Genomic DNA, 19303 nt, shown 5'->3' with positions numbered 1-19303 from the left:
TGGTAACTCATGGCAATTAGAAATTACAATATTCAAAGCGCGATCGGCTTGATTCCAGCCGCCGGAGAAGGAAGACGCATTTCGCCTTTACCTGGAAGCAAAGAGTTGTATCCAATTGGTTTTCGGGTAGCAACCGATGGTAGCTTGCGCCCGAAAGTAGTTTGCCATTACTTACTAGAAAGTATGCGCCTAGCGGGAATTCGCAAAGCCTACGTACTTTTGCGTACCAATAAGTGGGATATTCCGGCTTATTTGGGTGATGGTTCGCTTGTAGGCATGAATTTGGGCTATTTAGTTGTCACCTCTTTGTACGGCGTTCCTTATACTTTGGATCGCGCTTATGAGTTTGTGCAAGATGCGGTGGTTACTTTAGGATTTCCAGATATTATTTTTCAACCCCAAGATGCTTTTGTGCGTTTACTAGCTCACCTTAGTGATAGCGAAGCAGATTTGGTTTTGGGAGTTGTGCCTTTAGACCAACCTTATAAAGGCGGGATGGTTGATTTTGACGCTAAAGGTTGTGTTAGCAAAGTAATCGATAAACCCACCCATAGCACATTGCGTTATAGCTGGTTTACCGCCGCTTGGACACCAAGTTTTACAGAGTTTTTGCATCAATATTTAGCTAATCAGCCCATTGTGCCACTTGAAGAAGTTTTAATTAACGATGCGATTCAATCAGCTATTGATAGCGGGTTAAAGGTAGAAGTGGAGGTATTTGAAAATGGCAATTTTCTTGATATCGGTACTCCTGAAGATTTAGTTCGTGCTGTGCGCGAAGGGCTAACACAAGTATAGAAAACTAACTGGATAATTTGAATTAATTAAGGTAAAAATGATTATAGATAGTGTAAAATCTCTGGATTTTGAGCGCAACCAAACTGAAGATGTTGGGCAAAGTATGTATCAGTTGATGGAAAGACTGTATCCAATTTGCCGCAGTATTACGGGGAATGGATTTCGCGAAACTTTAAATATTATTAAAAGTTATATTCCCCTTGAAGTGCAGGAAGTACCGACAGGAACTGAGGTATATGATTGGACTGTGCCGAAGGAATGGAATATTAAAGATGCTTATATTAAAAATGAGCGGGGAGAGAAAGTTGTAGACTTTAAAAACTCCAATCTCCACGTTGTTAGTTACAGCGTCCCTGTTAATCAAAAAATGTCTTTAGAGGCATTGAAGGAACACTTATATACATTGCCCGACTCCCCAGATTGGATTCCTTATCGAACTACCTATTACAAAGAAAGTTGGGGATTTTGTTTAACTCACAAACAATATTTAGAATTGCCTGATGGAGAATATGAGGTAGTTATTGATTCTTCTTTAGAATCTGGGCATTTAACTTATGGAGAATATTTTATTGCTGGAGAAACTACGGAAGAAGTTTTGATTTCTTGCCATAGTTGTCATCCTTCTTTAGGTAATGATAATCTATCGGGAATCTCGGTAGGGGTATTTTTAGCTCAATACTTAAACAAGCTACCAAATCGTTATTCTTACCGATTTTTGTTTATTCCCGGAACAATTGGTTCTGTTACTTGGCTATGTCACAATGAAGCCAAAGTTACTAATATTAAACATGGTTTGGTGCTAACTTGCGTAGGCGATGGGGGGAAGTTTACTTATAAAAAAAGCCGTCAAGGCGAGGCAGAGATTGACAAAATTGCCGAATACGTACTAGCAAATTCTGGCAAGGAGTATGAAATAATTGATTTCTTTCCCTATGGCTATGACGAAAGACAATACTGTTCGCCAGGGTTCAATTTGGCGGTGGGTTGTTTTATGAGGTCGCCTCATGGTAGCTTCCCGGAGTACCACACCTCGGCAGATAACTTAGACTTTGTTCAACCAGAATATGTAGCAGATTCTTATCATCAGTGCTTATCAATTTTACACATTCTGGAAAATAATAAAACTTACTTAAACCAAAATCCTAAATGCGAACCAAGATTAGGCAAAAGAGGTTTGTATCGTGCTGTAGGCGGACAAGCGGAGGAGGCAATAAACGAATTAGCTATATTGTGGGTGCTAAATTTAGCCGATGGCGAACATAGTTTACTAGATATGGCGCAAAGATCGAAGATGTCTATTGATGTAATTAATAAAGCCGCGATCGCTTTATTAAAACACGACTTATTAAAGGAAAAAACAGCGTAATGACGGCAAAAACGGCTTTAAAAGATGCAGTTGCAGTTGTTACCGGAGCAAGTAGCGGCATTGGTCAAGCGATCGCTTTAGAATTGGCGATCGCAGGAGCAAAGTTAGGATTAGTAGGACGAAATTTAATAAACTTAGAAAAAACTGCTGATATCGCCAAAAAAACTAGCTCATTAGTTATGAGTTATGGCGCAGACTTAACAGTTGATGCAGAAATAAATAGGCTAAAAACCTGCATTGAGGCAGATTTTGGCAATGTCGATATTTTAGTTCACTGTGCGGGGGTATATGTGCCGGGAAAACTGGAAACGGCTAATATTGCCGATCTCGATTTGCAGTACCGCTCTAATGTCCGCGCTCCCTATTTATTAACTCAAGCTTTATTGCCGATGGTGCGATCGCAGCAGGGACAGATAGTATTTATTAATTCAAGTGTGATTATGCGTCCGGCGGGCAAAGTTGGACAATTTGCCGCCACTCAGCACGCTTTAAAAGCGATCGCTGATAGTTTAAGAGAAGAAGTAAATGCCGATCAAGTGCGGGTTTTGAGTGTGTATCCCGGACGCACGGCGACCCCAAGACAAGCAAATATTCATGCTATGGAGGGTAAAATATATCAAGGCGATCGCTTACTACAAGCCCAAGACGTAGCATTAGTTGTAGTAAATGCTTTGAGTATGCCAAGAAGTGCGGAAGTAACGGATATCAATATTAGACCCTTCCAAAAGACCTAAATAGCTCTGCAAAACGTGAGTAGAGCAATTGATTTCTCTTGGTGCTAAAGTAAAAGACACTTGACCAGTTTAAACCCTTTAACCAAAAATAGATTTGCTCTAATCGTTATCGGTAGTTAAGAGCGCGATCGCATCTATCAAATATTTTTAAAAGTGTAGATATATGAGTATTAGTGGTTCTTCCGTTAGCACTAATCCCGGTGCGCCTCAACTATTTGCTTGGATAGCAATTTCGGGGCTAGTAATTTTTTCTGCGGTAGCTGTTTTGGCAGGCGCGGGCAGTATTTTACGCTTGCTCTTTCCCCTCGGCTCGTTAATTGTTGGTTTATTTTTGTATGGCAAGTATCCGACTATTTATGTAGGCTTTACATGGTGGCTGTGGTTTGTTACCCCGTGGCTGCGTCGCGTAATTGATTATCGCAGTGGTTGGGATGGTAGCGGTGTAATTTTGACTGCGCCGTTCTTAGTGACATTAATTAGCTTAATTGCCTTTTTTCAATACCTACCTCGCTCTTATCGCATGGGAGGATTGCCGCTTGTAATCTCAATTGCTGGGGTAGTTTACGGATTTATGATCGGTATAGTCAAAAATCCGCTTGCCGTATCTTTAAGAGCGCTTTTAGACTGGCTAACTCCAGTTGTCTTTGCTTTTTATTTATTTGCAAACTGGCGAAACTATCCCAAATATCGGCAGACTATAGAAAACACTTTTATGTGGGGAGTGCTAGTTACAGGAATTTATGGGATTGTGCAGTACATAGTAGCACCAGAGTGGGACAGGTACTGGATTATTCAAACTAGATTGCTGGTCAATGGTACGCCAGAACCCTTGGGTATTCGGGTATTTAGTACAATGAATTCTCCTAGCCCGTTTGCCAATGTTCTCCTAGCAGGATTGCTAATATTACTGACTAACGATAATTTTCTCCGGGTTCCAGCTTCGGTTGTCGGCTATTTATCTTTATTATTGTCATTAGTGCGCACGGCTTGGCTGGGCTGGTTTATTAGTTTAATTAGTCTATTAGGAACATTGAAACCACGCTTGCAGATGCAGCTATTTATCAGCATTATTGTTATGGCTTTGTGCGTAGTTCCGTTGACCACTATTGAACCATTTGCAGAAATTATTAACGCTCGGATTGAATCTTTGACCAATCTTAAAAAAGATACTAGCTTTAATGCTAGAGCAAAACTTTACCAAAGAAATATAAGCATTGCCTTTTCTAGTGGTTTGGGCAACGGCATCGGCAGTAAATATTTTGTCAATGAAAAAGGTTTACTTCAAGAAGTGACGCTTGATAGCGGCATTTTGGATGTGTTTTTTACTTTGGGTTGGTTTGGGGCTTTGCCTTATTTTGGCGGGATTATTATTGCGTTAATCGATTTATTTACAAATTTTGAAGCCCGCTCTGATGGCTTTGCTAACGCATCTCGCGCTATTTGTTTGGGAGTTTTAGCCCAGATGCTATCTCTTAATATCTTGCTGGCTCTTGGTGGAGTGGTTTTCTGGAGTTTTTTGGGTATGAGTATGGCAGCAAACAAATATCATCACCATGAAAAGGCGCGCAAAAAGCAGCAGGCGGTTTGAGATATTAACTAGCCCAAACTACAGCTTGCTCCCACCCTAAACCCCGACGAGCGATGATTGGCGCGTCGCCAGTTAAGTCAATAATGGTTGAAACGCGATCGCTTGTTTTTTCAGAGCCATCATCGATAATTACATCTACTAGCTTTTCTAAACGGTCGAATAGTTCAAAGCGAGAAATATTTATGTCCAAAACGGGGGTAATTTCATCTTCTGCGGCGGTTAAATGAGCCGCCGTGGAAATAATCGGATTTTCTAAAGCCTGTAATAAAGCCAAACAGACTTGATTATCGGGTACGCGAATCCCTGTAGTTTTGCGTTTGGGATTGAGAACTAAGCGCGGAACTAATTTTGTGGCGGGTAGCAAAAAGGTATAGGGACCAGGAATTAAGTGTTTCATAATTCGATAAGCACCATCACTAACTACTGCGTAAGTGGCAACTTGAGAAAGGGAAGGACATAAAAAAGTTAGGGGTTTATCATTTGATAGCTGCTTAATTTGTCGTACTCTTTCTACGGCGGATTTAACATTAAGATCGCAACCGATCGCATAGACGGTATCGCTAGGATAAAGCATCACAGCCCCCGATCGCAGTTGATTGACAATTTGTTCGATGCTGCGGGTTTGAGGGTTATCGGGATGAAGATTGTAGAAAGTCGCCATAATAAATGTGTTGAAGAAACTTAAAAATGCCCCTTGCTGTATGAAACTAGCCTATTTAGAATGTCCAACGGGTATTGCTGGCGATATGTGCTTGGGGGCGATCGCCGACTTGGGAGTTCCTGTAGACTATTTAAGAGAGAATCTCAATAGGTTGGGTATTGCCCAAGATTACCAGTTGCGGGTTGAAAGCGTCCATCGCCAAGGTCAAAGGGCAACCAAAGTTCATGTAGATTTAACCCATCACCAGCATCATGGGCGGCATTTACCAGAAATTGAACAGCAAATTATTGATGCCCAATTGCCCCCCCAAGCCGAAGCTTGGAGTTTAGCTGTATTTCGCCGTTTGGCAGAGGCAGAAGGGGCAGTACATGGCATAGAGAGCGATCGCGTTCATTTTCATGAAGTGGGGGCAATCGATGCCATTGTCGATATTGTGGGGACTTGTTTGGGTTTGGATTGGCTGGGGATTGAAAAACTATATTGTTCGCCCTTTCCTACCGGAGGCGGCAATGTCCGCGCCGCTCACGGACAGCTAAAAGTGCCTGTACCTGCGGTTCTAAAGCTGTGGGAGATGCGCCAGTGTCCTGTTTATAGTAATGGGATTGAGAAAGAATTAGTTACACCTACGGGGGCGGCGATCGCCACTACGTTAGCTGCAAGCTTTGGTTCTCCCCCAGCAATGACACTGCAACAGGTGGGACTAGGTGCCGGTTCTCAAGATTTAGCTTTACCGAATATTTTGCGGCTGTGGATAGGAGAGACAAACCCAAAAATTGATTCTAATCCTGCGGTTGAAACTGTGGCGGTATTAGAAACCCAAATTGACGATCTTAGTCCCCAAGCGATCGGTTATGTGTTTGAGGCTTTGTTTGAGGCGGGGGCGGTGGATGTTTTCACTCAGGCGATCGCGATGAAAAAGTCCCGTTTGGGAACTTTACTTACAGTTATTTGCCAACCGGAAAAAATGCCAGATTGCGAAGCGATTATTTTTAAAGAAACTACTACTTTAGGGATTCGTCGCTACCTACAGCAAAGGAGGATTTTAGGACGAGAAATTCAACAAGTCGATACAGATTATGGTGTAGTCAAAGTTAAAGTTGCTTGGGCAGAAAAAGGGAAAATTTCTAACGTCCAACCAGAATATGAAGATTGCGCTAAATTAGCTAGACAGCATCAAGTTTCTTGGCGGGAAATTCAGAGAATAGCTGTGCATTGCTGGTATGCACAAAAAAAAGTTATTTAAACAGTAAAAGTCAGGATATGTCCTGACTTTTACTGTTTAACTACTGGTTAAGTTAATCTACAGCATCTTTAACTGCATTACCAGCTTTATCCAAATTTTGCTTCGTACTTCTAGCAGCTTGGTTTAATTTGTTTTGTAGAAAGTTACCAGTTTTCTCTACATTTGTTTGAGTGTCGTCAACCAAGTTTTTGCCTGCGGACTTGGTATTGTCAGCAGCTTTATCAATGTTTTTTCTAGCGTCTCTAGTCAACTCTCTAGTATCGGGAGTATTTGCCTTGATAGTTTCCTTGGTGTTTTCTGCCGCTCTATTAATACCTTTAGTTGCATCTAAAGTGTTGTCCTTAACATTTTCCGAACCGCGCTTTGTACCTTTTGCCAAATCATCGGCTGTACCTTGAATTTTCTTCTTAGCACCTTCGGCATTGTCTTTTAGATTTTTACCAAAATCCTCCGCATTTTCGCCTTTTTTATCCAGAATGCGCTTAGTATTACCTGCCAGACTTCCGGTTTGGTCAATAACGTTGCGCTCGGCATTTTCTTTCAAAGCTGCGGCTTTATCGGCTATCCCTTTTTCGGTTTTTTCGGCTCTAGGGTCTAAGTCGCTAAAATCATTCATTGTTCCTTTTTGAAAGCGGTTGGTTGTAGCTTCATTAGGAACATCTGGACGGGGGTTTTTACCCGATGTTAATTCTTTATCTGGTTGTACGCCAGAAGGAACATTTGGTCGATTATTTGGTGTTGTAGCTTGGACGCTGTTACAAGCGGTAGTAAATATTAGTAAAGCCCCGGCTAAGAAAGTCATAAGTATTTGACTCAATTTAGCTTTTTTAACCCAATTAATTATCTTGTTCATAGCCATACTCCTGTTGTTTTTTGATTGAATTAAACCTTTAATTAGTTGCCCCAGTATTATTAATTAGCCCTAAATAATTGGGGCAACAACCGCTTTATTGTTTATTTGTGCAAAGCCGGGTTACTTTGAAGTTCTGGTCTTCTTCCTGCTTCATCAGATTTATTTTTAACAAAACCCGCAGCTTCTTTAAAAGCATCTTTAGCAGCTTCTACACGATTTTCTACGCGTTCGCCTAAATCTGCATTACGTTGATTTAGTCCACCTACTTTAGGTTCTGTAAAGTCTTTGTTAGTTTTTATTGGTAACTGGGTTTCTTTTTCTGCTCTACCGGCGGGAGTTTCTGCACCAGGATAAAGAATATCGCTTGCAGCTAGAAGTATTGAGCTATCTAAATTAGATTGTTGACCTTTAGCATCTGTCTTACTAACCTTGGGGTCTGTAGACATTTTTAAATTTGTATACTTGTCGCCGCCACTTTTATAAGGATTGTTTGCTCCACCAGCTTGAACTGGCGGGTTATTTGGGTTTGCGCCTTGCGCAAGTTCTGAATTACAAGCTGTACTAACTACGAGCAATACACCAGCTAAAAATACTGTTAAGACTTGACGCAACCGTAGTTTTTTGAAAAAAGCAGTTAATTTGTTCACAAATTCCTCCTTGCAGCTTTTAAGACAAATTAAGCTTTGAATCTATCTTTTAATTACGTTTAACATCTATAAAAATGTGATCGCATCTAAAAAATAACAATCTTGGCGTTATATGCTCAAATTAGCTGATAATTAACCAACAATCGCTAACGATAACAATTTAGTAGTGATCGCTACCTCTAGCCAAGGTCACATTCTTGTTTGCTTTAATTAACTTCTGTTATCTAACTGTAGAGAGATTTACAAGCACTCCCATTGATAGGTTTTTTAAAGCAATTTTCACTATAGAAAATCCAAAAAAGGGCTAGTTCAAGTCAAAAGAAGTTTTAAGTAAATATGACGCTGTTGTAGCTAACCAATTCTAATTGTAAATAATTCATATAACAAAAATATTATAGTCTTTCTATCAAAAGGGTTATGCTAATTTTCGCAAGTAAAAAGGTAAAGGAAATCAACCCTTTACCCTTTAAATAATCGAGCTAAAAGTTTCTTAAGGATTATATATTTGATCGCCCTAGAACTTCTTTCACGCTTGTAGTGCCATCTAAATTCCCTTGGCGACATCGCAAAAGGCTAATTTGCGGCAATACCTTCTTGCCTTGCGGCTCTTTGGACTGCACCAGAAACCGCACCTACAACTCGCTCATCAAATACTGAGGGGACAATGTGTTGACGGTTGAGATCGGAAGGCTTGACTAAGGAGGCGATCGCATAAGCAGCTTCTAGATACATAGTTGTAGTAATGGTACTGGCTCGACAGTCTAAAGCGCCGCGAAATACCCCAGGAAAAGCCAAAACATTATTAATTTGGTTGGGATAATCGCTTCTCCCCGTTGCCATTACTGCTACATAGTCCGTTACAAGTTCCGGCTGAATTTCAGGAATCGGGTTTGCCATGGCAAATACAATCGGTTCGCTTGCCATGGAGCGCACCATTTCTGGTGTAACTACCCCCGGAGCGCTAACCCCAATAAATACATCCGCGCCCACCATCGCCGCCGTTAAACCACCCATTTTATCGATCGCAAACTCTAGTTTTTCCGGGGTCATATCGGGGCGCTGAGTAGACAAAATTCCTTTAGAGTCGCACATCCAAATAGTTTCGGCTCCCGCTTTTTTCAGCAATCGGGCGATCGCAACGCCGGCTGCCCCTGCACCGTTAATAATGATTTTTACCTTAGCTATAGGCTTATTGACCAGTTTTAGGGCATTAATTAACGCCGCTAAAGTTACAATTGCCGTACCGTGTTGGTCGTCATGGAAAACGGGAATATTTAATTGTTCGCGCAGTAGCTTTTCAATTTCAAAGCACCGGGGGGCGGCGATATCTTCCAAATTTACCCCGCCAAAAACTGGGGCAATTTGCTTGACAGTTTCGACAATGGTTTGGGTGTCTTGACTAGCTAGGCAAATCGGAAAAGCATCAATCCCCGCAAATTCTTTAAACAGCATCGCCTTACCTTCCATGACTGGCAAAGCCGCCTCTGGGCCCAAATTACCTAAACCTAGTACCGCGCTACCATCGGTAACGATCGCCACAGTATTTTGTTTAATGGTTAAATGGTAAGCCTGTTCGGGATCTTGAGAAATCGCCATACAAATTCTACCCACGCCTGGAGTGTAAGCCATTGCCAAATCTGCCAAGCTTTTAATTGCAATACGGCTGGTGATGCTAATTTTGCCACCGCGATGCAAATTAAAAGTGCGATCGTAGACATCTATTAATTTAATGTCAGGTAAAACTTTAATAGATTCAACAATTGTTTCTGCGTGTTCGGTACTCGCTGCATCTACTGTAATATCGCGGATTGAAACCTCGCGGGTTTGCTCGATTAGGTCGATTTGACCGAGATTGCCGCCACAGGATGCGATCGCACCTGTTACACTTGCCAGCATTCCCACACGGTTAGGAATTTCTAAGCGTAGCGTCAAACTAAAACTAGAATTGGGTGTCAAATTTACCATGTTAGTTACCGTGATTCTCCGTTATTGTTTTTACCAATTACCAATTACCCATAAGTTTGCACAAAAAATTTGTGCAATCTGCCAGAAATTTAACAGATATGCTATTAAACGTCTCTACTTGTCCGCATTGAGGTGACAAATTGCTCAAATAAATAATCAGCATCGTGGGGTCCAGGACTTGCTTCGGGGTGGTACTGCACCGAAAACATTGGTAAGGTTTTGTGCTTTAATCCGGCAACGGTGCGATCGTTTAAGTTGAGATGAGTAATTTCTACGTCTGCATTGAGCAAAGAATCAGGATCGAGAGCAAAACTATGGTTTTGGCTAGTAATTTCTACTTTTTGCTCTAAACCCGCAGGTTGGTTTAAGCCGCGATGCCCAAATTTAAGTTTGTAAGTTTGAGCGCCCAAAGATAACCCTAAAATTTGATGCCCCATACAAATACCAAATACAGGTTTTTGGCTAGTTAGTAAGGCTTTAGTTGTTTCTATCCCTTCAATATTTGCGGCGGGATCTCCGGGGCCGTTGGAAAGAAATATGCCATCCGGGTTGTATTTCATAATTTCCTCGGCGGGCGTACTTGCGGGAACTACAATTACCCGACAACCGTAACTAGCTAGTCGCCGTAAAATATTGCGTTTAATTCCAAAATCAAGGGCGACAACGGTTAGTTGTTTTTCGATTATTGGTTCAGTTGCGGGTTTAAATTCCCACACATTAGTAGTGACCTCTGACCATTCGTAAACTTTTGTTGTCGTAACTTCCCGTACTAAGTTTAAGCCTGCCATATCCGGCGCTGTTTGGATCAATTCTAGTAAATCGGTTTCGTCAAGTTCTGTTGAAATACCGCCATTCATTGCCCCTAATACGCGGATTTTTCGAGTCAAGGCGCGGGTGTCAATGCCGTAGATTCCGGGGATGTTGTGCTTTTTGAGGTAGTCGGACAAACTGCTGGTGGAGCGCCAATTGCTGGGGCGATCGCATACATTGCGGGCGATCGCTCCTCTTACCTGTGGGCCCCTTGATTCTTCGTCTTCGTCATTACAGCCAGTATTGCCAAGTTCGGGATAAGTAAAAACTATCATTTGACCGCGATAGCTGGGATCGGTCAATACTTCTTGATAGCCTGTCATTCCGGTATTAAAAACTACTTCTCCGATGGTAGTTCCTGTTGCCCCAAAGGATAAACCGCGATAAGTTGTGCCATCAGCAAGGACTAAGATAGCGGATTTAGACATTTTCAATAATTAAGCTAATTTACGCACGTTGCGATCATTATGCCATGAGTTGTTTTTACGCATGGGAGATTTTGTCGTCATGCGATCGCATTTCTTAAGCGATCCCCGTTCCTAAAGTTAGTCCCCGATCTGCTTGAAATCTTTGCTAAAAAAGCTTTACAGTAAATTAATATACCTTAATATTCTTTTTAATAAAGCTTGTGCAAGAAGATTTTAGACTAATTATCGACCTAGTGTTAGTCCTTGCAGTGTCGGCGGCAGGGGGATTATTAGCAGCATTGTTTCGCCAACCAGTTTTACTAGGTTATCTTGTGGGGGGCATGATAATCGGGCCGGCGGGATTAGGACTAATTAAAGAATTAATCCAAGTAGAAACTTTAGCCCAATTTGGCGTTGCCTTTTTATTATTTGCTTTGGGAGTGGAGTTTTCCCTGGCGGAATTAAAAAAAGTTCAACTAATAAGTCTAGGTGGCGGGGGTTTGCAAATTGTCTTAACTATTATCGGTACAGCTATTGTATCGGTAGGTGTGGGATGGGTAAGTTCTCCAGCGCAAGGAGTATTTTTAGGGGCAATTTTATCGCTTTCCTCTACCGCCGTTGTGTTGAAATGCTTGATGGAGCGCAACGAAACTGAAACGCCCCATGGTCAAGTTATGTTGGGGATGTTGGTAGTTCAAGATTTAGCATTAGGGCTAATGCTGGCGGTTTTACCTGCTTTAGAGCAGCCACCGGAAACCATTGGTATAGCTGTAGGTACAGCATTAATTAAAATTGGCTTATTTGCCGCCGGAGCAGTGGTAGCGGGGATTTGGCTGATTCCACCCCTATTGAGGTTGTTCGCTAAAACTGAGAGTAAAGAACTATTTTTATTAGGTGTAGTGGCGCTGTGTTTGGGAATTGCGTTGCTTACGGAGCATTTGGGATTATCAATTGAAATGGGCGCTTTTGTCGCTGGATTGATGATTTCGGAGGTGGAATACGCAGACCAAACTTTAACTTATGTAGAGCCTTTGCGAGATATTTTTGCAACTTTATTTTTTGCGGCGATTGGGATGCTAATCGATCCGTTCTTTTTGTGGCAAAACCTAGAGTTGATTTTGGGATTAGTATTATTGGTATTTCTCGGCAAGTTTGCGATCGTTACTCCGCTCGTAAAAGTATTTGGCTATCCCTGGAAAACTGCTTTGATGGTAGGTTTTGGACTGGCGCAAATTGGGGAATTTTCCTTTGTTTTAGCCAGTGAAGGGCTATCAATGGGCTTAGTTTCTCGCCGCGTGTACTTATTAATTTTGGGAACAACGGCTGTAACTCTTGTATTAACGCCGTTTGTATTGCGTTTAGTACCGAAAATCCTTGAATTGCCTTGGTTAAGAACTTTAATTGAAGCGGGAGATGTAGCGATCGCCGCATCGGAGGAATTACCCCAGCAAAATCACATAATAGTTTGCGGTTACGGGCGTGTAGGGCGCAATTTAGTTAAGTTAGTTCAAGAACACGGCTATCCAATCGTTGTAATTGAGCAATCCGAAAGCCGGATTCAGCAGTTGCGCGAGGCGGGGGTATCTTACGTTTATGGCAATGCGGCAAGTTTTCACGTCTTAGAAACGGCGGGGGTAGAAAGAGCCAAATCTTTAGCCATAACTTTACCCGATCCCATGAGTACGCGGCTGTGCTTAAAACGGGCTTTAGAATTATCTCCCGACTTAGACTTGGTAGTAAGGGCAAATCATGATAAAGATATTGAAACTTTTTACCAATTGGGAGCGCAGGAAGTCGTACAGCCAGAATTTGAGGCAAGTTTGGAATTAGCCAATCATTTGCTAACTAAAATGGGCTTATCGGCGAGTACAATGCAGTTAGAAATCAAAGAAATCCGCGATCGCCATTACTTAGATTTACGCCCAGAGCGATCGCCAGCGCAAGTAGCAAGAGAATTAGAACAAGCTACTCAAGATATGAACAGGCGTTGGTACGCATTGCCCGAAGGCTCTCCACTTACCGGAATGACTATCGAGGAAGCAGATATGCGTTACTTGACGGGAGTAAGCTTAATGGCGGTAAGAAGGGCAAATGGTGAGGAATTGGATTATCCCGATAGTAAGACAATTTTGGAAGAAGGCGATCGCTTATTAATAGTTGGGGAAGGTGACGAGTTAGCCGCTTTTGATGAATTAGCCAACGGTGCAGCGACGCTCCCCGCAGAAAACAATCCTTGTCATTGGTTATTTGTAGCTAATAATAGTCCAGCCGTGGGGCAAAGTCTCGCCGAGCTTGATATCCGCCGTCAGTATGCAGTGCAAATTCAAGCCATCCGCCGCGATGGTAAGTTTATGCGTTTTCCTGATGGTAGTATGCACTTGCAAGCCGGAGATCAGTTGTTACTATGTGGCGGCTTCTCTGGTTTAAATCAATTAGAGCAACTGGTTAATCCCGGCGCTATAAGTAAAGTTATACCCGCCGTACCCATTGTCAAAGCCATTGAATCGGAAACCTTATTAGAGTATTTGCCGATGGATAGTTGGCGAGATATGTAGATTTGTAGAGACGTAGCAGTGCTACGTCTTTAATTACCAGGTTAATAAAACGCTATAGTCCCCAGAAATAAAATTTGCGTAAGTTAGACTATTGATTGCAAATTCCTTAGTCTAACTATGTCTACAATTACTGTTGCAGGTAAGGTTTTAGGGCGTTCCAAGCCTTTATTCACCGATTGGCGCGTACCATTGCCACCAAGTATAGGCGAAGGTGGCGAAGTCCTGACTCTACGAATTTTACTCACGCAGATTGTTTTAACCGAAGTTGAAGCCTTCCAAACTCGTCAAGAACAAAGAAGATTAGTAAAGGTATTTACTAAAGCAGAAATTGAGCAAAAAGTTTTGCTTGGTAAAGTAAATATGGGCGGCGAGGATTTAAACCAAGGAGTAGACTCACAAATCGCTGTAGGTAATGCGTTGCAGTCCTTTGAAGATGGATTGTATTTTGTTTTTGTTGACGATATTCAACAACATAAATTAGATAGCCAAATTATCGTTAATCCCAATAGCGAACTTTTGTTCTTGCGTTTAGTACCGCTTGTAGGAGGCTAAAATGTTAAACCCAGAATACGCTAAAGAACAACTAAAAACTTTTTACATTCCTGATTGGATAGAAACTAAAGTTGCTAGTGCTAACAAGTTACCAGAAACATTAAAAGAAATAGTTTTTGCTATTTTAGAGCGCGATAGTAATGGTCAACCGTATACGGACTATCAGACCAGGTATGAAGCGAAAGATAAAGCTTTTAATCAACTTAATATTTTGAGTGCTGAGGAACGATTAAACATTTTTGAGTCACTGTTTCCGCAAATTTATTTATACATAGAATCAGCATGGCAATTGTTTTCATATTCGCCTTATCAAATAGGCTGGCAACGCAAATCATTTCGCGCACCCAACAAGCCAGAAATTCATAATATAGCTCGTTGCCAATGGTTCAATCAGTTACTTTCTACTGTCGAAGGTTACGAGCAAGATATAACTTGGTTTGCTGCTTGGACTCCTTATTTAGGCTATACAAGCGAGGCGTTAGGAATTTTGTTTGCGGTGGCAATCAATAGTAATTCTGAACAAGGAAATCAGGTTTTTGAGATACTCTTAGATTCCGGGAGAGGCGAACACGAAATAGGGGCAATGGGTCGCCATGTTACCCGTGCTTTATTAATCGCCAATCGTGCTGATGGCTGGACTTTTGTAGAGAATTTATTATTGGCGGCACAGCGTCAAGAAGGTTTAAGGCAAACTATTTTAGAAACTATTGATGAGGCTCATCCTGATGCTTTTCGGCGAATGTTGCGCTTATTGATAGAACAGGATTTAACTCGGTTTAGCGCTACGGTTAGGGCGGTAGATGTTTGGTTTGGTTTTGGTTGGGAATCAGTTAATAATCGGATAGTTAAGGAAATATTAGAACAAGTTTCACTGTTTTTAGAAAATCCCGCAGAACAAACCGCAGCTTTAGAAAGTAATAATGCTCAGACTGTTTATTTAGCTTTATGGACAATTGCCTTTAATGATGCAGTTTTAGCTACTTCATCAGCTAGTAAGTTATTAAACGATCCAATTGTCGAGCGGCGGTTTGTCGCGGCACATTTATTAGCTCAATTGGGAATAAATGAAGCCCAAATTGCTCTATTACCTGCTTTAAATGATGAAGATTTACGAGTAGTTGCTACGGCACTTAGAGTATTGATTAGCAGCAGTATTCAAGAAAAAGATTTATTTGAAAGATTAGAACGCATTATTCCCAATTTTCCTAGCAAAACTAAAGTTTTAGAGCCGTTAGTTTGGGATTGGATGACAATTTCTGTAAGTAAAGAAAGTGTAGCATCCGCTTTAGTTTATAACTTGGGTACGCGATCGCCTAAACGACTAATACCATACTTATCGGTTTGCAGCAGTAGCGATCGCTCGTCTATTGCTTACAAATTAGCAATAATTCAACCTTGGGATGCAGAGATTAGGCAAACTTTGCTTTCGCTCATTGGTGATAATAGTAGTTGGGTGCGATCGCAAGTTTTACAAAATTTAGCTAATTGTACAATTACTCCCGCCGAAGCAATAGAGTTAGAAGGCCTACTAACTCGCAAGTCTGGGGATTTACGGCGCGGATTATTACAGTTATTACTCAATCAATCAGATACAGATGCGAAGTCTTCAGCACAAAGATTATTAAATGCAAATTTATTGCAACGTCAAGCTGGATTAGAACTTTTGTGTCAAATGGTGGCGAAGAATCGCCTGGTTGCAGAATCTCGCACTCTAGCCCAAAAATATCAATTACAGCACCCAAAACAAACCGATACAGAAAAGCAACTTTTAGATACAATCTTGGCAGATAGTCAAGAAGTTTTAACATTAGATAATGCTTTAGGATTATTAGATCCAAGCCAGCGTACAGCGCCAAAATTAGGAGACGTAACCCAACCGCGTTTATTTGCTACACCCGCCGCGCAAGCTTGTTTAGAGTCCTTAGATGAGTTAATTCATACTCACCGCCAAACACCAATTATTACTGAGTCTTACCAAACAACACAAGAAGAATTGCTAGGAAATATCAGTTATGGATTTCCTGACCCCAATTTTACAAAACCTCTAGAAGAAGATATTAAACTCTTACCACTGCGAGAAGTGTGGGAAACTTGGTGGCAAGAAAACTTATCTCAATCCTACGATGAAGGTAATTTAGAGTTACTCCAAATCCTAGCTTCTTTAGGTCAATATAATAAATCTAATTTTAGTGATGAGTTACGGTGGAAAAAGGCTTACAAGACTTTATTTATTGATACAGAAAAACTACGGTATCCAAATATAGTTCAAGCTATTTGCTATTGGTCAATGCGATCGCATCCATTACCCTCAACAGTAGTAGACTTTCTCCTTGATGCAGTAACAACTAGCTTTAAATTAGTTTTTCAAGGAGTATTCGTACAAAATTTTAATTTTGATAGGAATGACTGGCGTTATAGCGGTTCACTGTATAGCTGGTTTTCCTTAAATCAATATCATCGTTCCTTCTTTGCATTAGATTGGAATAACGCGCAGCAAACAAGATTTTGGCAATTATTACGCTGGCTAGATGAACCTGAACCTACACCGCAAGCACGACGCTATCGCCCTGCACTGGAAGATGTTTTAATGGCTTTTAGTATCGGTGCAGCAACAGAAGCAGATTTAATAGATCAAGTTTTAGGTTCGGGAATTGAATATTTTAGAGATTTAGGACAGATTACTGGAAGAAAATTACCGCCTAATTTAGCCCAATATCCAATCTTATTAGAGATAGGCGATCGCATTGCCAAGCGTATTATTGAAATAGAACTCAAACGCGGCGAATTACCAACTGTTGCATCAGAACCAGCTTTAGCATTGCGAAGTTTACCGGGTATAAATAATGTTGTAAGCTTACTGCAAGCTTTTAATAAAAATAAGTTGGTGCGAGGTTGGAGTTATGACACCAGTGGAAAAGCTAGAGTTTTCAGCCATTTAATTCGCATATCTTTTCCCAAAGACGGCGAAACACCACAGGATTTTGCAACTCAAGTAAAAGCGGCTAATATCGGGCAACAACAACTAATAGAATTAGCGATTTATGCGCCACAATGGGCAAATTATGTCGAATCTGCTTTAAAATGGCGCTCTTTTGCTCAAGCGGTGTGGTGGATTCACGCCCATACTAAAGATGATAACTGGCAAGTTGAGCAAGAAATTAGAGAAACTTGGAACGCTCAAATTAGCGAACAAACCCCCCTAACTGGACAAGATTTATTAAACGGTGCGGTAGATATAGACTGGTTTACACGAGTTTATCAAGCATTGAAAGCCGAACGTTGGGAAGCTTTAGACAACGCCGCACAATACGCCTCTGGAGGAAGTGGACACAAACGGGCGCAGCTATTCGCTGATGCAATGTTGGGAAAAGTTGAAAAAGTAGAATTAGTAAATCGGGTAACGCAAAAACGCAATCAAGACGCGCTAAGAGTATTAGGATTGTTACCACTGGCGAAAGGTAAAAAGCGCGATAAAGATTTATTAGAACGTTACCAAATTATTCAAGAATTTCTGCGTACTAGCCGCCAATTTGGTTCGCAAAGACAAGCCAGCGAAAAACTAGCCGTTAGTATTGCCCTAGAAAACTTAGCTCGAAATGCTGGTTATACAGACCCCATGCGCCTCCAGTGGGCGATGGAAGCCCAAGCGATCGCCGATTTGGTCAAACAACCCCAAACTGTAGCTATTGAGGATCTGGTGGTTGCTCTAGCCATTGAACAAGGACAACCAAAAATAACCATCACAAATAACTCAAAACCTTTAAAAGCTATTCCCGCCAAATACAAAAAAGAGCAAAGCATCGTCCAATTGCAAGAACGCAAACAAGATATTACTCGCCAAGCATCCAGAATGCGATTATCTCTAGAACAAGCCATGTGTCGCGGCGATCGCTTTACGGCGGAAGAATTGCAGCAACTTTGTACCCATCCCGTACTAGCACCGATGCTAGAAAAATTAGTATTTATCGGCGAAAATGTTATTGGTTATCCGGTACAACAAGGACGATTTTTACAATCTTACGATCGCGGACTTACACCAACGGGCAATATTAGTTTACGCATTGCTCACCCTTACGATTTATTAGGAACTAATTTATGGCATTTGTGGCAGCAAGATTGTTTTCAAAACCAACGCCAGCAGCCATTTAAGCAAGTATTTCGGGAATTATACATACTCACTACCACCGAAAGAAGCGATCGCACTATTTCCCATCGTTACGCCGGACACCAAGTTAATTCTAGGCAAGCTTTAGCACTATTAGGTCAAAGAGGTTGGATAAGTCAGCCGGAAGAAGGTGTTAGACGCACATTCCACGAGTTCGATCTCTCAGTTTGGCTAACTTTTGTTGATGGCTACTTTTCCCCTACAGAAGTGGAAGGTTTAACCATCGAAGGCGTACAGTTTACCAGGCGTGGAGAATGGAAACCATTGGAACTAAATCAAGTTTCACCGCTAGTTTTTAGCGAAGTCATGCGCGACTTAGATTTAGTTGTCAGTGTGGCGCACCAAGGCGGAGTAGATCCCGAAGCTACTGCTTCCACGGTTGAAATGCGATCGGCTTTACTGCGGGAAACTTGCCGTTTGCTACAAATAACTAACGTGAAACTAGAAAACTCCCATGCTTTGATAGAAGGTCATTTAGGTAGTTATTCCGTGCATCTGGGTAGCGCTGGAGTTCACCGCCAACCAGGAGGATATTTATGTATTGTCCCCGTCCATTCTCAGCATCGCGATCGCATATTTTTACCCTTTGCTGACAACGATCCCAAAACCGCCGAAGTTATCTCCAAAGTGCTGCTACTATCACGCGATCGCGAAATTAAAGATCCAACAATTTTAGAGCAGATTTTGGCAAGAGGTTAATTTGTGGCTTTGATAAAAGCGATCGCCTGTCGCCAAATAGTAATACTCTGTTCGCTGGTATCAACCATACATACACAGGTTTGATCTTGCCACAATAGTTTGCCACTAAGTAAATCACCACTAAGCAACTTTACTTCAACGGCTTTACCGTCCTTAATCAGCGTCTGTACTTGCTTTATGCTGGGTGAAGATACATCAAAGTCACTTTTCATCAATTAAATTCCTGGCAAACACTGCGACTTCTTGAGTAAAAATAGATA

The 19303-nt window shown here is 41.5% G+C and carries 14 protein-coding genes; 8 read left to right on the top strand and 6 right to left on the bottom strand.

Features of this window, described 5'->3' with window-relative positions; translation table 11 throughout:
• Positions 1–9: 9 nt before the first annotated feature.
• From SYN7509_RS0211660 to SYN7509_RS0211645, 4 genes are all read left to right on the top strand, one after another.
• Positions 10–798, top strand: coding sequence for a sugar phosphate nucleotidyltransferase (locus tag SYN7509_RS0211660; protein WP_009632823.1), 789 nt, complete (start codon positions 10–12; stop codon positions 796–798).
• 37 nt (positions 799–835) lie between these two features.
• The gene (locus tag SYN7509_RS0211655; protein WP_009632822.1) at positions 836–2164 is read left to right on the top strand and encodes a DUF4910 domain-containing protein; all 1329 of its coding nucleotides are present in this window, start codon (positions 836–838) and stop codon (positions 2162–2164) included.
• Complete coding sequence (locus tag SYN7509_RS0211650; protein WP_009632821.1) at positions 2164–2898, top strand: SDR family oxidoreductase; 735 nt, start codon at positions 2164–2166, stop codon at positions 2896–2898. Before SYN7509_RS0211655 ends, SYN7509_RS0211650 begins: the two co-directional genes overlap by 1 nt.
• A 163-nt stretch (positions 2899–3061) precedes the next feature.
• Positions 3062–4486 (top strand): O-antigen ligase family protein, encoded by a 1425-nt coding sequence (locus SYN7509_RS0211645; RefSeq protein ID WP_009632820.1) that lies wholly within the window; start codon positions 3062–3064, stop codon positions 4484–4486.
• A 4-nt stretch (positions 4487–4490) separates the two neighbouring features.
• On the opposite strand, the gene SYN7509_RS0211640 is transcribed toward SYN7509_RS0211645, so the two are convergent.
• Positions 4491–5147, bottom strand: coding sequence for an L-threonylcarbamoyladenylate synthase (locus SYN7509_RS0211640; RefSeq protein WP_009632819.1), 657 nt, complete (start codon positions 5145–5147; stop codon positions 4491–4493).
• Between the two features lie 40 nt (positions 5148–5187).
• On the opposite strand from SYN7509_RS0211640, the gene larC reads away from it, so the two are divergent.
• On the top strand, positions 5188–6390 hold the full coding sequence (larC, locus tag SYN7509_RS0211635; protein WP_009632818.1) for a nickel pincer cofactor biosynthesis protein LarC: 1203 nt from the start codon (positions 5188–5190) through the stop codon (positions 6388–6390).
• A gap of 52 nt (positions 6391–6442) precedes the next feature.
• On the opposite strand, the gene SYN7509_RS0211630 is transcribed toward larC, so the two are convergent.
• The 4 genes from SYN7509_RS0211630 to carA form a co-directional block, all read right to left on the bottom strand.
• Entirely contained in the window at positions 6443–7243 is an 801-nt protein-coding gene (locus SYN7509_RS0211630; RefSeq protein WP_009632817.1) for a DUF6658 family protein, read from the bottom strand.
• A 101-nt stretch (positions 7244–7344) separates the two neighbouring features.
• Positions 7345–7890 carry a DUF6658 family protein gene (locus SYN7509_RS0211625; RefSeq protein ID WP_009632816.1) on the bottom strand — a complete coding sequence of 182 codons (546 nt, stop codon included), beginning with the start codon at positions 7888–7890 and terminating at the stop codon, positions 7345–7347.
• A 573-nt stretch (positions 7891–8463) separates the two neighbouring features.
• Complete coding sequence (locus SYN7509_RS0211620; RefSeq protein ID WP_009632815.1) at positions 8464–9855, bottom strand: malic enzyme-like NAD(P)-binding protein; 1392 nt, start codon at positions 9853–9855, stop codon at positions 8464–8466.
• A 104-nt stretch (positions 9856–9959) separates the two neighbouring features.
• Positions 9960–11093, bottom strand: coding sequence for a glutamine-hydrolyzing carbamoyl-phosphate synthase small subunit (gene carA, locus SYN7509_RS0211615; RefSeq protein ID WP_009632814.1), 1134 nt, complete (start codon positions 11091–11093; stop codon positions 9960–9962).
• Between the two features lie 200 nt (positions 11094–11293).
• On the opposite strand from carA, the gene SYN7509_RS0211610 reads away from it, so the two are divergent.
• The 3 genes from SYN7509_RS0211610 to SYN7509_RS0211600 all read left to right on the top strand — a co-directional run bounded on the left by SYN7509_RS0211610 (position 11294) and on the right by SYN7509_RS0211600 (position 19043).
• Positions 11294–13627 carry a cation:proton antiporter gene (locus tag SYN7509_RS0211610; protein ID WP_009632813.1) on the top strand — a complete coding sequence of 778 codons (2334 nt, stop codon included), beginning with the start codon at positions 11294–11296 and terminating at the stop codon, positions 13625–13627.
• Between the two features lie 117 nt (positions 13628–13744).
• Positions 13745–14179 carry a hypothetical protein gene (locus SYN7509_RS0211605; RefSeq protein WP_009632812.1) on the top strand — a complete coding sequence of 145 codons (435 nt, stop codon included), beginning with the start codon at positions 13745–13747 and terminating at the stop codon, positions 14177–14179.
• A 1-nt stretch (position 14180) separates the two neighbouring features.
• A complete protein-coding gene (locus tag SYN7509_RS0211600; RefSeq protein WP_009632811.1) occupies positions 14181–19043 on the top strand; it encodes a DUF5724 domain-containing protein in 4863 nt (1620 codons plus the stop codon).
• Here SYN7509_RS0211600 and SYN7509_RS0211595 read toward each other — a convergent pair.
• A complete protein-coding gene (locus SYN7509_RS0211595; RefSeq protein WP_009632810.1) occupies positions 19040–19255 on the bottom strand; it encodes an Hfq-related RNA-binding protein in 216 nt (71 codons plus the stop codon). The two genes, SYN7509_RS0211600 and SYN7509_RS0211595, sit on opposite strands and share 4 nt — an antisense overlap.
• Positions 19256–19303 lie beyond the last annotated feature (48 nt).

It is taken from the genome of Synechocystis sp. PCC 7509, assembly GCF_000332075.2.
Lineage (GTDB): Bacteria > Cyanobacteriota > Cyanobacteriia > Cyanobacteriales > Chroococcidiopsidaceae > Aliterella.
Note: the sequence above shows the minus strand (reverse complement) of the source record. Positions and strands in the feature narration are given on the sequence as shown.